We start from the raw sequence: 14912 nt of genomic DNA on the forward strand, positions 1-14912 counted from the left end.
TCTTTGCGGAAATAATTAATACTAATTATGAAAATATTGAAATGGGGCTTTATCGGTTGCGGGGAAGTCACAGAGACGAAGAGCGGGCCTGCCTTTTCGGAGGTTGAAGGCTCCAGCGTAGAGGCCGTCATGAGCCGTAGCGAGGACAAGGCACGCAGCTACGCCGAGCGCCACCATATCAGCAAGTGGTATACAGACCCTCAGGAGCTTATCGACGACCCGGACGTCAACGCCATATACATTGCCACACCACCGTCGAGCCATGCCACATTCGCCATTATGGCAATGAAGGCAGGCAAGCCCGTGTATGTGGAAAAGCCCCTGGCAGCAAACTACGAAGACTGTGCCAGGGTGAACAGGGTAAGCGAGGAGACCGGCGTCCCTTGCTTCGTGGCTTACTACAGGCGCTATCTTCCGTATTTCCAAAAGGTGAAGTCGATTATCGACGACGGTGTCATCGGCGACGTGATCAACGTCCAGATAAGGTTCGCAGTGCCCCCGCGCGACCTTGACTACCAGCATGCCGGACAGTTGCCATGGCGGTTGCAGCCGGACATAGCGGGCGGAGGGTATTTCTACGACCTTGCTCCGCATCAGCTGGACATGCTCCAGAATATGTTTGGAGTGATAATAGAGGCTAACGGCATCTGTGCAAACAGGGGCGGACTGTATAAGGCCGAGGATTCCGTAAGTGCGTGCTTTAGGTTTGAAAGCGGCCTTCCCGGCAGTGGGTCATGGTGCTTTGTGGCCCATGAGTCGGCCCGTGAGGACCGCATTGAGGTCATTGGCAACCGGGGGCAGGTTAGCTTCTCTGTTTTCAATTACGACCCCATAGTGTTGCATACGAGCGCAGGCAAGGAGAGCATCAGCGTGCCCAATCCAGCCTATGTGCAGTATCCGCTCATCAAACGCGTTATTGAGCACTTGCAGGGCCTGTCGGTCTGCACGTGCACCAGTGTGTCGGCAACGCCTGTTAACTGGGCTATGGACCAGATATTGGGGAAGTTTTAGCTTGCTGTTTTTATGTCGTGCCGCCTGTGTCTTATAGTGCTCATGATTGGTTCTGCGCTGTTTGCCTCCGCCTCAGAAGGGGGGCAGCGCAACGAACTCGGTTGGGTCAAGAGGCTGGTGCGCGGGTTCAGTGCCATAGACACAAACTACATAGAGCCACAGCATTATAATTTCACTGTCATGTTACAGTCAACTTTCAATTATGACATATACCGGCTTCGCAGCAATTCGGGCCAGGCGGTGACGCTGTCGCCCGACATGGCCATGCGCATCGGGCCGTATATGGGGTGGCGGTGGTTCTTTCTCGGCTACACGTTCGACTTGAAGCACATTGGCTTTGGCGACAGCGGAAAGAAGCGTGAGCTTGAGTTCAGCATCTATAGTTCGCAGATTGGTGTCGACTTGTTTTACCGACGGACGGGCAGTGATTATAAGATAAGGAACGCATACCTTGGCGACGGCGTTGACGTTTCAAGGTTGGTAGACGTCGCTTTCGACGGCATCAACGTCGGGATAACGGGGATTAACCTTTATTACATATTCAACCACGAACGCTTTTCATATCCGGCGGCGTTTGCACAGAGCACGTGCCAGAAGATAAGTTGCGGCTCGTGGCTCGCCGGCATCGGTTATACAAGCAACAGCATTGAGCTCGACTACGCCAAGCTGCAGAATGTTGTGGCGCAGTATTGCAAGCCTTCCACGGTCAAGATAGACAGCGGGCTCATGTTCAACAGCGTCAAGTATTATGATGTGAGCGTGTCGGGAGGCTATGCATACAACTGGGTCTTTGCCAAGGGATTCCTGTTTTGCGCCAGTGCTTCGGTGGCCTTGGCATACAAGCATGCCCACGGCAACATTGGCGGAAACAACGACCGGGGATTCAGTTTTAACAATGTGAACATCGACGGGATAGGGCGTTTCGGCCTTGTATACAACAATACGCGTTGGTATGCGGGGGCCAGTGCGATATTGCATTCGTACAATTATCGCAAGAACAGGTTTGCCACAAACAATGTTTTCGGCAGCCTTAACTTTTACATAGGATATAATTTTGGATTGAAGAAGGGGTACAGGAATAAATGAATATACTCAGAACACTGCTCATATTGTTGCTCTTTGCATCTGTCGAAGTCTGCCAGGCTGCTTCAAAGGCGGATTTCCTGCCTGTAGACAGCGTTTTCATAGAGCGTGTCTTGGCCGAGGCGAAAGACGGAAAGGCCACAGGCAACATGGCGCTTTTCTTCGCGCGCAAGTTCATCGGGCGCCCTTATGTGGCCCATACGCTGGAAAAGCATGACATTGAACGGCTTGTTGTGAACACTCGCGAACTGGATTGTACCACCCTTGTAGAGAACGTGACGGCGCTTACCCTGTGCGCCGGCAGCAAGCGATACACATTCAGCGACTTCCTGGCGGTGCTTGAACAGTTGAGGTACCGCCGCGGCAAGCTTGACGGATATACCAGCCGGCTGCATTACTTCAGCGACTGGATTGCCGACAAGACGGCCATGGGCGTGGTGGCAGACATACAGGGCCCCGTGCCGCCATTTACGGCGGTGAAGAAGCTCAACATATATTACATGAGCAAAAACAGCCGGTCGTACAAGGCGCTGAGGCTTCACCCGGAGTTTGTCGCTGACATAAGGAAGCAGGAGCGGGCGCTGAGCGGAACCACTTTTCGCTACATACCGAAGGCGTCGGTGGCAAATGCGGCCTTGTTGCGCGGTGTGATAAATGACGGCGACATAATAGCCATTGTCAGCAACAAGGGCGGCCTTGACATAGCCCACCTTGGCTTTGCCGTGTGGCATGCCGACGGACTGCACCTGCTCAACGCCTCGATGATTCACCGCAAGGTGGTGGATGAGCCCATGACACTGTACCGTTACCTTCAGAAACACCCCAGCCATGCGGGCTTGCGCATATTGAGAATTATAACACAATAATAAAAACAACTTAATTTAGTGTATTATGGAATTACCTGATTTTATGAGTTATGCCAACCGCTTTTCTGCAAATGACTTTGTAGACAAGATTTCCCGGATAGCCAAGCGGGCCGGGGCAAAGTTGGTTTATGCCGCATTCATCCTGTTTTACACACTGCAAAGCGACAAGGTCTCGAAGACAGACAAGGCCATCATCATTGGTGCTTTGGGCTATATGATAAGCCCGCTTGACGTCATTCCGGATGCAATACCAATAGCAGGGCTCACCGACGACCTTGCAGTGTTGATTTATGTGTTGAAGAAAGTGTGGGGCGACGTCGACCCGGAGATAAAGGATAAGGCGAAGGCCAAGCTCACAAAGTGGTTCGACGAGGATGAGATTGCCGAAATAGACGACTTGTTCAAGGCTTGAGCTGCCCCGCCAATGCCGGCATGTCCGGGTGTTGGCAAAAGGGATAAATACAGGGAGCGCCACGATAGCGGTGCTCCCTGTATTCATGACAAATAGTCGGATAAACCGCCAAATGTCATTTCCGGGTGTTGTCCTGCCACAGAAATGCCATGGTTGAGCGGTGTGTTTGCTTCATTGTTAATGTCTTGTTCCCCAGCCGTTTGCTGCCTTTTGGCGTCATCTTTCCCTACGCTTCGTCCCTGCTTGGTACGCTGCGCCCATTATAGTTACGCCAAACAACCTGCACGTCAATCGCATGTTGCCTCATTGGGGAATAATGACCTGTTTGTGGTTAAGCCACCAACCAGCCTCCAAGCCCTTTCAGCCATATTGCTTTCCGCTTTGCCTTGTTGTGGCCGGCTGCACTTGTGCCGGGCCAGACAAGCAATATTCACCCGGGATGCATGCAACCATTGTTGGCTCCAACGGCCTGTTCGCGTTTATGGATTGAACCGGATGTAGGTGCGGTCGTCAAAAGAGTTGTTGCCGGCCACCCATCCCTTGGTAGCCTTAAACAGCCTGATGTTAAGCGGGTCGGCGGCAAGTTGTTTTTCCAGAGCCTCTTCCGATGCATCCAAGGTTGGCTTTAGGTGAGGGTAGCCGTCGGACGCCAGCACTATCTCGCGTGCCGTCCGGGGTATGCGTATTATGCGCACCTTGCTGGCGGGTATGCTGAATCCGTCGACCACGGCATAGGTCTTGTTTTGGTTGCCCATGCTTTCAATCAGTTCGCCGATTATGGCCTGCCTTGCCAAGTCGTTGCCCCGCAGTCCGTCTACGGTGGCAACCCCGTTGTCGAGCATGCCTTGGGCAATGGCGGCACGTTTGCCGGCAATGGCGGCTTCGTCGGGCTTGGGGTTTTCGTATGCCGTGCCGTCAACCATGCACTGGCAGTCGCCAATCATCCACACCTCGTGTCTGTGTCGGCTGTATACTATGCAACTGGCCGTCATCCTTTCTTCGGGATGGCATTCGAGACGCGACAGCAGGCTTTCGTCGTAGTGGCTCCTGACGCTGGCGGTCACACCGTCGCAGAACCCCTTGCACGTCAGCCCGCTGTCGGCATGGCGTATGTATTGGCTTATCAGTTGCATGCACAGCCTCCCGTTAGTCACCCCGGGCATTATGCGTGTGGCGGTCTTGCTGGTGCTTCCGTCTATCACGGCAACGAAGTCATCGGTTGCCACGATACCGTCTTCTGCCTCCGCCTGTGGCTTTTTGGCCACGATGCTTTGTTCTATTATCCTCATAGGTTTGTTTTGGGGTGTTGTCAGGCATGGTTTCGTTGCCTCGGTTCCTGTAGCGCCCGTTAGGGTTGTGCGGCGGGCACAGTTCCTTTATCAGGTCTGGGCGGCCCATGGCCCTGAGCGATCGCTCTATGTTGCGCCTCTCTTCAGGTTTGTACCAGAAGAAAAACTGCCGTTGTGCCAGTTTCTCTGCCTGCGTCTTGGCGCTGTATACAGGTTCGAGCGTGTAAGGGTGGTAGCCCGTATACCATGCCTCGGTGCTTACGGTCATGGGCGTTGGCGTAAAGTCCTGCACCTGTTCCAGGTGGAAGTCCATGCGCTTGGTCAGCACGGCAAGCTCGGCCATGTCTTCTTCGTGGCATCCGGGGTGGCTGCTTATGAAGTAAGGTATGATTTGCTGGTTGAGCCCGGCCTCACGGTTTACCCTGTCGAATATACGCTTAAACTCCTGAAACTGGCCGAACGAAGGCTTCCTCATCAGCCTGAGCACATGGTCGCTTGTGTGCTCCGGTGCCACCTTGAGCCTTCCGCTCACGTGCTTCCTTATCAGTTCCTCGGTATAAAGGCGAGCGGCCCGGTTGGTGTTCTCGTCCTTGCTCTTGTGCAGCAGCAGGTCGTAGCGCACCCCGCTGCCTATGAAGCTCTTCTTTATTCCGGGCAGCGCGTCGACGGCATGGTAAATGTCAAGCAGCCGGCTGTGGTCGGTGTTGAGGTTGGGGCATATTTGCGGATGTATGCAACTGGGGCGCCTGCACTTTGCGCACAGCGCCTTGTCGTTGCCGCTCATGCCGTACATGTTGGCCGAAGGGCCGCCGAGGTCGGATATGTAGCCCTTGAAGTCGTCCATTTTCAGTATTTGCCTCACCTCGTTGAGTATGCTCTTTTTCGAGCGGCTGCTTATAAACTTGCCCTGGTGGGCCGATATGGTGCAGAAGGCGCACCCGCCGAAGCATCCGCGGTGGATGTTGACCGAGTGCTTTATCATCTCGTAGGCCGGTATGCGCTTGCCTTTGTACTTGGGGTGGGGCACCCTGGTATATGGCAAGTCGTAAGAGGCGTCAATCTCTTCGGTGGTCATCGGCGGGTATGGCGGGTTGACCACGACCCACTTTTTGCCCACCTGCTGCAATATGCGCCTGGCATGCAGCATGTTCGACTCCACCTCGATGTGCTTGAAGTTCTCAGCTTGTGCCTTTTTGTCGGCCAAGCACTGCTCGTGGCTGTGCAGCATCACGTCGGCATCGCCAATGCCTCCGGGTATGTTGTCTTCGGTGCACAGCACGGCCGTTTGTGGAATGTCGCGCAGCGCGCCTATCGGTTCGCCCCTGTCAAGCCGCGCCGCCAGTTCTGCCACCGGCTTCTCGCCCATGCCGTAGATTATCATGTCGGCACCGCTGTCGCACAGTATCGACTTGCGCAGAGAGTCTTGCCAGTAGTCGTAATGCGTGAGCCGGCGCAGCGACGCCTCGATGCCGCCAAGCACCACAGGCACGTTTGGAAATAGCTTGCGCAATATCTGCGAGTAAACGATGGTTGGATACTCGGGCCTCATGTCGTGGCGGCCGTCGGGGCTGTAGGCGTCTTCAGAGCGCAGCCGCCTGTTGGCCGTGTATTTGTTTACCATAGAGTCCATGCATCCGGGGGCCACGCCAAAGAACAGGCGCGGTTCGCCCAGTTTCTTGAAGTCGCGGAAGTCGCCGTGCCAGTCGGGCTGGGGCACTATTGCCACCTTGTATCCGGCCCGTTCGAGCGTCCGCCCGATGACGGCAGCGCCGAAGGCAGGGTGGTCTACGTATGCGTCGGCCGAAAACAGTATGATGTCTGCGCGGTCCCAGCCGCGCAGTTCCATTTCCTTCTTGGTCGTCGGCAGGAAGTCAGTCAGTCTGTATTCCATCCCGGGCCCTCTTCGTCAGTGTTCTGCCGCCTGGTCTTCGGCAGGCCCGTTGTCGTCGGTTTGCGCCCTGTGCTCGTTGGCCAAGGCCACGAGGCGCTTCAGTCCGATGGCCTTCATGTTAGGATGGTATATCACGTCGAGGCAAAGGTCGAGCAGCGCCTTGTCTCTTCCGGCTTCCGACTCGAGCATTGCCCGAACGTTGAGTTTCAGTTTTTCAAGCACATTCTCGTCCACATAGCCGTTGCTGTCTACCAGACCGTCAAACAGCCTGTATTTTTCTATCGTCTGCAGGTGGTCGTCGCTCACGTCGATGAATCGTGTGCCCGACATGTTTGCTTGGATTCTATACATATAAATGTCCTTTCAGTTGATTTTTTGTTGTTGACTTTGTTTCGTTTGCGGGCGTTGGCCATGCTTTTGCATTGCCGTCCGTTGCCGATGCAAAAGTAAGCATTTTCTGTCGAAAAACCTCGTGTAAGCTCAGGATTTATGGCCTCTGATGGTGCCAACCGGCCGACCGTGGCGCCGGGGTGTTGCCGGGGGCTTTCCAAAACGGCCCGTTATGCCATGCCAAACGGGCCGTATGAGGGTGTAAAACAGGCCGTTTTGTGATGCAAAACGGCACTTGCCCGAGAGCCCTACGTGGGCGTTGGCGATGCATGTGGCTGGTCTGTATTGTCCGAGGCGCCGACATGTGGCCGCAGGCTATGCCATCCACCCGTGGTGCTGCATGTGGTTTGCCGTTGCCGGGCGGTTGGCTTGATGCGCCATGGCCATGCGCCCGGCATCATGACGGCAATGAATCCGCGGCGTTTCTGAATCATTGCATTGAAGTAAGGGCATGCGTTTGGCTGAATTGTGGCAGGTGGCCGGTGAAGTGCTGGCGCCGTTGTCGCTTTGCGCAAAGGCCGTGACATTGATGCGACGCGAGGTCTTGTGCGGTGCTTCAGGGCTGTTGCCGTTTTGCGGCATGCCCACATCCGGGCAGTGAAGTGCCCGGCATGAATTGTCGAAGAAACATTGTTTGATTGTTGTAAAGGTGATATTGGCAATGCCAATATGCAAGCTTTGCTTTTCTTTTGAGCGGTAAACGAGACTCGAACTCGCGACCCTCGGCTTGGGAAGCCAATGCTCTACCAACTGAGCTATTACCGCAACACTATGTAAAACTTAGATATTTGAGCCGACACCCGGACTCGAACCGGGGACCTATTCATTACGAATGAATTGCTCTACCAACTGAGCCATGTCGGCTTCTTGATGCAAGCCTTTGTCTTTTTGCGTGTGCAAAGGTAATGCTTTTTTTTATTCTGGCAAAATATTTGTGTCAAAAAGTTCAATAAAGTTTTTCTTTTAAATATTGCCCCGTTATGCTTTCCTTGCATCCGCTCACCAATTCAGGCGTGCCGGCTACCACGATGTTGCCTCCGCGGTCGCCTCCGTCGGGGCCCATGTCGATGATATAGTCGGCGCATTTTATTACGTCAAGGTTGTGCTCGATTACGATTACGGTGTGCCCGCGGTCAATCAGAGCGTCGAAAGCGCCGAGCAGGCGTTTGATGTCGTGGAAGTGAAGTCCCGTGGTGGGTTCGTCGAATATGAACATCGTGGGCTCCTGTTTTTCCATGCCGATGAAGTAGGCCAGTTTCACTCGCTGGTTTTCTCCTCCCGACAGCGACGATGAGCTTTGGCCCAGCTTGATGTAGCCAAGCCCCACGTCCTCCAACGGCTTGAGGCGCTTTACAATCTGCTTCTGCCCGAAGCTCCCGAAAAACTCTATGGCCTCGGATATTGTCATGTTGAGCACGTCGTCTATGTTCTTTCCTTCATACCTTACGTCGAGTATGTCTTTCTTGAACCTGTGTCCATGGCAGCTCTCGCACTCCAACACAAGGTCGGCCATGAACTGCATCTCCACCGTTATCACTCCGGCGCCCTTGCATTCTTCGCAACGTCCGCCGTCGGCGTTGAATGAGAAATACTGCGAGGTGAAGCCCATTTGCTGCGATAGCGGCTGCTGGGCGAACAGGTCTCTGATGGCGTCGTAGGCCTTGACATAAGTTGCGGGGTTTGAGCGTGTGCTCTTTCCAATGGGGTTCTGGTCTACAAACTCAATGTGCTTGATAGCCTTGATGTCGCCCGTCAGCGAGCTGAAGTCGCCCGGTGCGTCGCAAACATCGCCGAGCGTCCTCTTCATTGCCGGGTACAGAATGCCCTTGATAAGCGACGATTTGCCCGAGCCGCTTACCCCGGTGACCACTGTCATGACGTTGAGCGGTATGGTGGCGTTCACCCCGCGCAGGTTGTTCATGCGTGCACCGTTAATCTTTATGCTCATGTTCCATTTGCGCCTTCCGTGCGGCAGCGGTATCGACTCTTCGCCGCTGATGTATTTTATGGTGTGGCTCAGCGGGTATCTGGCCACGGCATCCTTGTCGATGTGTGTGGCATTGCCGGCGAAGACTATCTCGCCGCCGAGCCTTCCGGCGTCGGGGCCAACGTCGATAAGGTAGTCTGCCGCACGTATTATTTCCTCGTCGTGCTCCACAACGACCACCGTGTTGCCCAAGGCCTGCAGCCGGCGCAGCACCCTGATGAGCCTGTCGGTGTCTCTGCTGTGCAGCCCGATGCTCGGTTCGTCAAGGATGTACAATGAGCCCACGAGGCTGCTGCCCAGCGATGTGGTCAGGTTGATGCGCTGGCTTTCGCCGCCGCTTAGTGTGTTCGACATCCGGTTGAGTGTCAGGTATCCCAGTCCTACGTCGAGCAAAAACTGCAGTCGGTTGGTTATTTCGGCAAGCAGTCTGCTCCCAATCTCCCTGTCATGGTCGCTCAACTGCAGGTTGTCAAACCACTCTTTGAGCCGTGTTATGGGCATTTGCACTATGTCTGATATGCTGCGTCCGCATATCTTGACGTAGTCGGCCTCCTTCTTCAGCCTTGTGCCATGGCATTTCGGGCAGGTGGTCTTGCCCCTGTAACGGCTTTGCAGCACGCGATACTGTATCTTGTATTGGTTTTCCTTGACCATGTTGAAGAAGGCGTCTATGGACACCTGGTCGTGTATGTCCTTGCCATTGTCGCCCGGCAGCCCGTGCCACAGCTGGTCTTTTTGCTGCTGTGTGAGCTTGTAGTAAGGCTCGAATATGGGGAAGTCGCTCTCTGCGGCACGGCGGCAGAACTCGTCTTGCCATATCCTCATCTTATCGCCGTGCCAGCACACCACGCAGCCGTCGTATACACTGAGCGACGAGTTGGGTATGACCAGTTTCTCGTCGATGCCTATCACCTTGCCGAAACCTTGGCATTCGGGGCATGCCCCGACCGGCGAGTTGAACGAGAACATGTTGTCCGACGGTTCTTCGAAAGTCATCCCGTCGGCTTCAAACTTTGTCGAGAAGTCGTAGCTTATCATCGATGGCAGGAACATGAGCCTGCAACTGCCGTCGCCTTCGTAGAATGCTGTCTCGGCAGAGTCTACCAACCGCGATGTGGCGTCTTTGGAAGAGTCTACCGACAGGCGGTCGATGACGAGGTATATGTCGTCGGCCTTGGCGCCGTTGACGGCCTCGCTCTCCAAAAAGTCCTCTATCCTTGTGAAGTCACCACGGTAAAACAACCGTGCGTAACCCTGCAGGACATAGGCTTTTAGCTGCTGTTCGACGCTCCGTCCGTCGGAAATCCGCAGCTTGGTCATGACCACAAACTTGGTGCCGGGGGAGAATTGGGCGGTGCATTTTATCACGTCTTCGGTCGAATGCTTCTTCACTTCCACCCCGCTTACGGGCGAAAAGGTATGGCCTATGCGTGCGAACAGCAGCCGGAGGTATTCGTATATCTCCGTTGATGTGCCCACGGTGGAGCGCGGGTTGCGGCTTATCACTTTCTGCTCTATGGCAATGGCGGGCGGTATGCCCTTGATGTAGTCGCACTCGGGCTTGTTCATCCTGCCGAGAAACTGGCGCGCATAGGCCGAGAGGCTTTCAACATACCTGCGTTGCCCTTCGGCGTAGAGGGTGTCGAATGCCAGCGATGACTTGCCCGAGCCGCTCACTCCGGCTATTACTATGAGCTTGTTGCGTGGTATGTTTACGTCAATGTTCTTCAGGTTATTGACGCGGGCGCCTTTTATCTCAATACAATCGTTCATACTCAACTTATGTTTTTAGCGAGCAAAGTTAATCAAAAACGCAGAAAAACACGAATGAATGAATCAAAAAGGATGGTCTGCCTGCCATTTGGGAGCATAGCGCAGCCCGGCTCCGTGCGCCCGAGCCGTTTGGCGGGATGCAGCCTAAGCCAGTTTTGCCCCGTCCATTATCTTCGGGCAGATGCCCTCGAGTCCGCATTTGTCGCAGTGTGGCTTGCGCGATGTGCAAACGTATCTGCCGTGCAGCAGCAGCCAATGGTGGGCAAGGGGGATGTCTTCCCGTGGTATGTTTTTCATCAGTGCCTGCTCCACTTTCAATGGTGTGGTGTCGCTTTTAGCCACGAGCCCGAGCCTGTGGCTTACGCGGTAGACATGGGTGTCGACAGCCATTGTCGACTTGCCGAATGCCACCGCCTGGATTACGTTGGCCGTCTTGCGCCCCACGCCGGGCAGGTCGAGCAGCGCGTTCATGTCTTCAGGCACCTCGCCGTTGTGCCGCTCGACGAGCGTTCGGGCCAGCCCGGCCAGGTGCTTGGCCTTTGCGTTGGGGTAAGACACGCTGCTTATGTAGTCGAGCAGCTCTTCCGGCTCGGCCGCCGCCATGGCTTTGGCGTCAGGGTAGCGCGCAAACAGCTGCGGGGTGACTTGGTTCACCCGCTTGTCTGTGCATTGTGCGCTGAGCACCACGGCCACAAGCAGTTGGAATATGCTGCCGAATTCAAGTTCGGTGTTGGCTTCCGGCATTTCGTTGCGGAAGAAATCTATCACTTTTTCGTATCTTTCTCTCTTTGTCATTGCGGCACAAAAGTAACATAAATATTTGAGAATACCGATGATTTTCGTTAATTTTGCATTCTGGAACCCTTCACCATCAGTCATGCCCCGGTGGCTTCCCAGCCATGGGGCGGCCGATGGCAGAGGCCGCAGACCGGGCTTTTACATATTAATATGCAACATACAGAATAATGGAAGCAAAGAGAATATTGAGTTTCTTGACAGAACTCATGGCAAACAATAACCGCGAATGGTTTCTGGAACACAAGGCCGAATACGACGACGTGCGCGCGAGCTTTGAGCAGGGCGTAGCCCTCGCCATTGCAAGGATTGCCACCTTCGACCCGTCGGTGGCCCACCTCACGGTGAAAGACGCCACCTACCGCTTTTACCGCGACACCCGTTTCTCCAAGGACAAGTCGCCATACAAGAACCATCTTGGCGCCTACATCGCCGCACATGGCAAGAAGGCGCTTCACGGCGGCTATTACATACACCTCGAACCTGGCCACTGCCTGCTGAGCTGTGGCAACTACTGGTTGCCGACAAATGTGCTCACGGCCTGCCGCAACGAGATAATGGCCAACACCGACGAGTGGCTCAAGTGTGTTGAGTCGGCCAAGTTCTTGTCGTATTTCGGCGCCGACGAGGATGCCGGGTGGGACGACAAGCAGGGATTCGGGCTGGAGCGTCTCAAGACATGCCCGTCGGGCTTTCCCCGCGACTATGAGCATGTGCGTTACCTGCGCATGAAAGACTATTGCTGTTGGCACTGCGTGGATGACAGTTTTTTTGAGGGTGACGGATGGCTCGACGGGATGGAGCGTATATTCAAGGCCGGGAAGCCGATGATGGACTTCATGAACTCGGTAATAGACGATTACGAATGAAGCCTGCCGCTGGCCGCAATCCGTTCCGGGCCGATGCCGTCTGCATGGCCGCGGGCCGGTGATGGTGAGTCATGGCAATGCATTGCCCGGTTCCGGCCTGCCGGCCGGGATGAAAAGAAAAGTCCTCGCTGCGGTACATTCCGCAAGCGAGGACTTTTTTATTGTGCACCTGCGGCTGCGCCTTGCGTGCCGCCGGGTGGCATGTCGGTATGCTTATTTCTTGTTCAGGGCCATGTCTACAGTCACAGCTACGGCAACGGTGGCACCAACCATCGGGTTGTTGCCCATGCCGAGGAAGCCCATCATCTCAACATGGGCGGGCACTGACGACGAGCCGGCGAACTGGGCGTCGGAGTGCATGCGGCCCAAGGTGTCGGTCATGCCGTATGAAGCAGGGCCGGCAGCCATGTTGTCCGGGTGCAGTGTGCGGCCCGTGCCGCCACCCGAAGCCACCGAGAAGTAAGGCTTGCCGACAAGCACGCGCTCCTTCTTGTAGGTTCCGGCAACAGGGTGCTGGAAGCGGGTGGGGTTGGTAGAGTTGCCGGTGATTGAAACATCGACGTTCTCTTTCCACAGGATGGCAACACCTTCGCGCACGTCGTCAGCGCCGTAGCACTTTACCTTTGCGCGCGGCCCGTCAGAGTAAGGTATCTCTTGAACCACCTTCAGCTCGCCTGTGTAATAGTCGAACTTGGTCTGTACGTATGTGAATCCGTTGATGCGGCTGATGATCATTGCAGCGTCCTTGCCCAGTCCGTTGAGGATTGTGCGCAGCGGGTTCTTGCGCACCTTGTTGGCCATCTCGGCAATCTTGATGGCTCCCTCGGCAGCGGCGAACGACTCGTGGCCGGCCAGGAAGGCAAAGCACTCGGTCTCCTCGCGGAGCAGGCGGGCTGCCAGGTTGCCGTGGCCGATGCCCACCTTGCGGTCGTCGGCCACCGAACCGGGTATGCAGAAGCTCTGCAGGCCGATGCCGATGGCCTCGGCAGCGTCGGCGGCAGTCTTCACTCCCTTCTTGATGGCGATGGCGGCGCCACAAACGTAAGCCCACTTTGCGTTCTCAAAGCAGATGCCCTGAGTGTCCTCGCATATCTGGTAAGGGTCGATGCCGACGTTCTCGCAAATCTGGTTTGCCTCCTCTATGTCCTTGATGCCATTGGCGTTGAGCGCTGCCAGTACTTGCTTGATGCGACGCTCCTGGCTCTCGAAACTAACTTTTCTTATCATTGTGTCGGTCCTCCTTGTTATTCTTTACGTGGGTCAATACTCTTAACAATTCCCTGCTCGGCCTTTGTGCGTCCGTAAGAGCCGGTAAACTTCTTCACGGCCTCGTTGGCGTCCATGCCGTTCTTGATGGCTTCCATCATCTTGCCGAGGTGCACATACTCGTAGCCGCACACCTGGTTGTCCTTGTCGAGGAACATCTTGGTGATATATCCCTCTGTCAGCTCAAGGTAGCGTGTGCCTTTGGCCACAGTGCCGTAAAGTGTTCCGGTCTGCGAGCGAAGGCCCTTGCCGAGGTCTTCAAGGCCGGCTCCGATGACGAGTCCGTCCTCTGAGAATGCGCTTTGCGAGCGGCCGTAGACAATCTGCAGAAAAAGCTCGCGCATGGCGGTGTTGATGGCGTCGCACACGAGGTCGGTGTTCAGTGCTTCGAGTATGGTCTTGCCGGGCAGAATCTCTGATGCCATGGCTGCTGAGTGGGTCATGCCGGTGCACCCGATGGTCTCTACGAGGCACTCCTGAATGACACCTTCCTTTATGTTGAGCGACAGCTTGCAGGCTCCCTGCTGGGGAGCGCACCAGCCCACACCGTGAGTATAACCGGAGATGTCCTTAATCTCCTTTGCCTGAATCCACTTTCCCTCTTCCGGGATTGGGGCCGGCCCATGGTTGGGGCCTTTCGCAACAACGCACATGTTGTTGACTTCGTTAGAATAAGTCATATTCTTTTTAATTTTATAAAATGAATAATTAGAGCCTTTTTTCGCTCGCAAAATTACTAAAATCTTTCGAGATATACCTATTATTAGGTATTCTTTTTAACTCTTTAACGCCATTTTTCCATGTCCGTATAATAAACTATGGTGATGGCCGGGCTTGCTTCCGTGGCCCGCTGGCGTGGTGGTGTGGTTGCGCCGGGGGCAGTCGGGGCGGTTGCCTCCGGCGTAGTCCGCAGCTCATGGCGGTGGTAAACAAACGTTACAAAAGCGGCTTTCCGCACCGCCCATGGCGGTTTTTCGTGCCCGTATGGCCTGTTTTGCATGGCCAAACGGCCCGTTCGGGCGTGTTGTCCGGGCCGTTTTGGAATGCCATGTCGCATTGCTGTGTAAGTGGTTGTAGTCCAGTGAGTTTTATGGTTTATTCTAAAGTTTGAAAACAATTTGCATTCCGGGCAGCCTGCAGGGGCGCATAGGGCTTGTTGGCACCATGCTCCTGGTGGTTTGTTCTGCGCGAGGGCAATGCCTTTTGTGCGTTGTGCGCTATGGCTCAGCGTATCCGCAGCGGGAGTGGGGCGGGGCCGTGCGGTCGTGAGCCTGGGCCAT

At 55.1% G+C, this 14912-nt stretch carries 13 protein-coding genes and 2 tRNA genes; 5 read left to right on the top strand and 10 right to left on the bottom strand.

Going from position 1 to position 14912, the window contains the following annotated elements; all coding sequences use genetic code 11:
• The first annotated feature begins 27 nt into the window (after positions 1-27).
• Genes H6B30_RS02345 through H6B30_RS02360 form a run of 4 tightly spaced genes read left to right on the top strand, consistent with a single transcriptional unit; the run spans position 28 to position 3372 of the window.
• Positions 28-1011: a Gfo/Idh/MocA family protein gene (locus H6B30_RS02345; protein ID WP_205107529.1), complete on the top strand. Its 984-nt coding sequence runs from the start codon at positions 28-30 to the stop codon at positions 1009-1011.
• 42 nt (positions 1012-1053) lie between these two features.
• Entirely contained in the window at positions 1054-2097 is a 1044-nt protein-coding gene (locus H6B30_RS02350; protein WP_239483450.1) for a DUF4421 domain-containing protein, read from the top strand.
• A complete protein-coding gene (locus H6B30_RS02355; protein ID WP_205107533.1) occupies positions 2094-2960 on the top strand; it encodes an N-acetylmuramoyl-L-alanine amidase-like domain-containing protein in 867 nt (288 codons plus the stop codon). Before H6B30_RS02350 ends, H6B30_RS02355 begins: the two co-directional genes overlap by 4 nt.
• 25 nt (positions 2961-2985) lie before the next feature.
• Positions 2986-3372: a YkvA family protein gene (locus tag H6B30_RS02360; protein ID WP_205107535.1), complete on the top strand. Its 387-nt coding sequence runs from the start codon at positions 2986-2988 to the stop codon at positions 3370-3372.
• A gap of 479 nt (positions 3373-3851) precedes the next feature.
• Here the strand turns inward: H6B30_RS02360 and H6B30_RS02365 are convergent, their stop codons facing one another.
• From H6B30_RS02365 to nth, 8 genes are all read right to left on the bottom strand, one after another.
• Positions 3852-4661 carry a hypothetical protein gene (locus H6B30_RS02365; protein ID WP_205107537.1) on the bottom strand — a complete coding sequence of 270 codons (810 nt, stop codon included), beginning with the start codon at positions 4659-4661 and terminating at the stop codon, positions 3852-3854.
• Positions 4585-6552: a YgiQ family radical SAM protein gene (locus tag H6B30_RS02370; protein WP_205107539.1), complete on the bottom strand. Its 1968-nt coding sequence runs from the start codon at positions 6550-6552 to the stop codon at positions 4585-4587. Before H6B30_RS02370 ends, H6B30_RS02365 begins: the two co-directional genes overlap by 77 nt.
• A gap of 15 nt (positions 6553-6567) precedes the next feature.
• Positions 6568-6903 carry a DUF8442 family protein gene (locus tag H6B30_RS02375; protein WP_239483451.1) on the bottom strand — a complete coding sequence of 112 codons (336 nt, stop codon included), beginning with the start codon at positions 6901-6903 and terminating at the stop codon, positions 6568-6570.
• Between the two features lie 354 nt (positions 6904-7257).
• A complete protein-coding gene (locus H6B30_RS02380) occupies positions 7258-7617 on the bottom strand; it encodes a hypothetical protein (protein ID WP_205107541.1) in 360 nt (119 codons plus the stop codon).
• A 17-nt stretch (positions 7618-7634) separates the two neighbouring features.
• Positions 7635-7707 (bottom strand) — tRNA-Gly (locus H6B30_RS02385).
• 26 nt (positions 7708-7733) lie between these two features.
• Positions 7734-7806: transfer RNA gene (locus H6B30_RS02390), tRNA-Thr, on the bottom strand.
• An 82-nt stretch (positions 7807-7888) separates the two neighbouring features.
• The gene (gene uvrA, locus H6B30_RS02395; RefSeq protein ID WP_205107543.1) at positions 7889-10702 is read right to left on the bottom strand and encodes an excinuclease ABC subunit UvrA; all 2814 of its coding nucleotides are present in this window, start codon (positions 10700-10702) and stop codon (positions 7889-7891) included.
• Positions 10703-10846: 144 nt separating this feature from the next.
• On the bottom strand, positions 10847-11497 hold the full coding sequence (gene nth / locus H6B30_RS02400) for an endonuclease III (protein WP_205107545.1): 651 nt from the start codon (positions 11495-11497) through the stop codon (positions 10847-10849).
• Positions 11498-11667: 170 nt separating this feature from the next.
• Between nth and H6B30_RS02405 the strand changes: the two genes are divergently transcribed.
• Positions 11668-12366, top strand: coding sequence for a DUF2461 domain-containing protein (locus H6B30_RS02405; RefSeq protein WP_205107547.1), 699 nt, complete (start codon positions 11668-11670; stop codon positions 12364-12366).
• Between the two features lie 213 nt (positions 12367-12579).
• Here the strand turns inward: H6B30_RS02405 and H6B30_RS02410 are convergent, their stop codons facing one another.
• Both H6B30_RS02410 and H6B30_RS02415 read right to left on the bottom strand, forming a co-directional pair.
• Positions 12580-13593: a GGGtGRT protein gene (locus tag H6B30_RS02410; RefSeq protein WP_205107549.1), complete on the bottom strand. Its 1014-nt coding sequence runs from the start codon at positions 13591-13593 to the stop codon at positions 12580-12582.
• 17 nt (positions 13594-13610) lie between these two features.
• Positions 13611-14312 (bottom strand): iron-sulfur cluster assembly scaffold protein, encoded by a 702-nt coding sequence (locus H6B30_RS02415; RefSeq protein ID WP_205107551.1) that lies wholly within the window; start codon positions 14310-14312, stop codon positions 13611-13613.
• Between the last annotated feature and the right edge of the window lie 600 nt (positions 14313-14912).

Source organism: Marseilla massiliensis (assembly GCF_016899955.1).
In the GTDB taxonomy this organism is placed as follows: Bacteria; Bacteroidota; Bacteroidia; order Bacteroidales; family Bacteroidaceae; genus Prevotella; species Prevotella intestinigallinarum.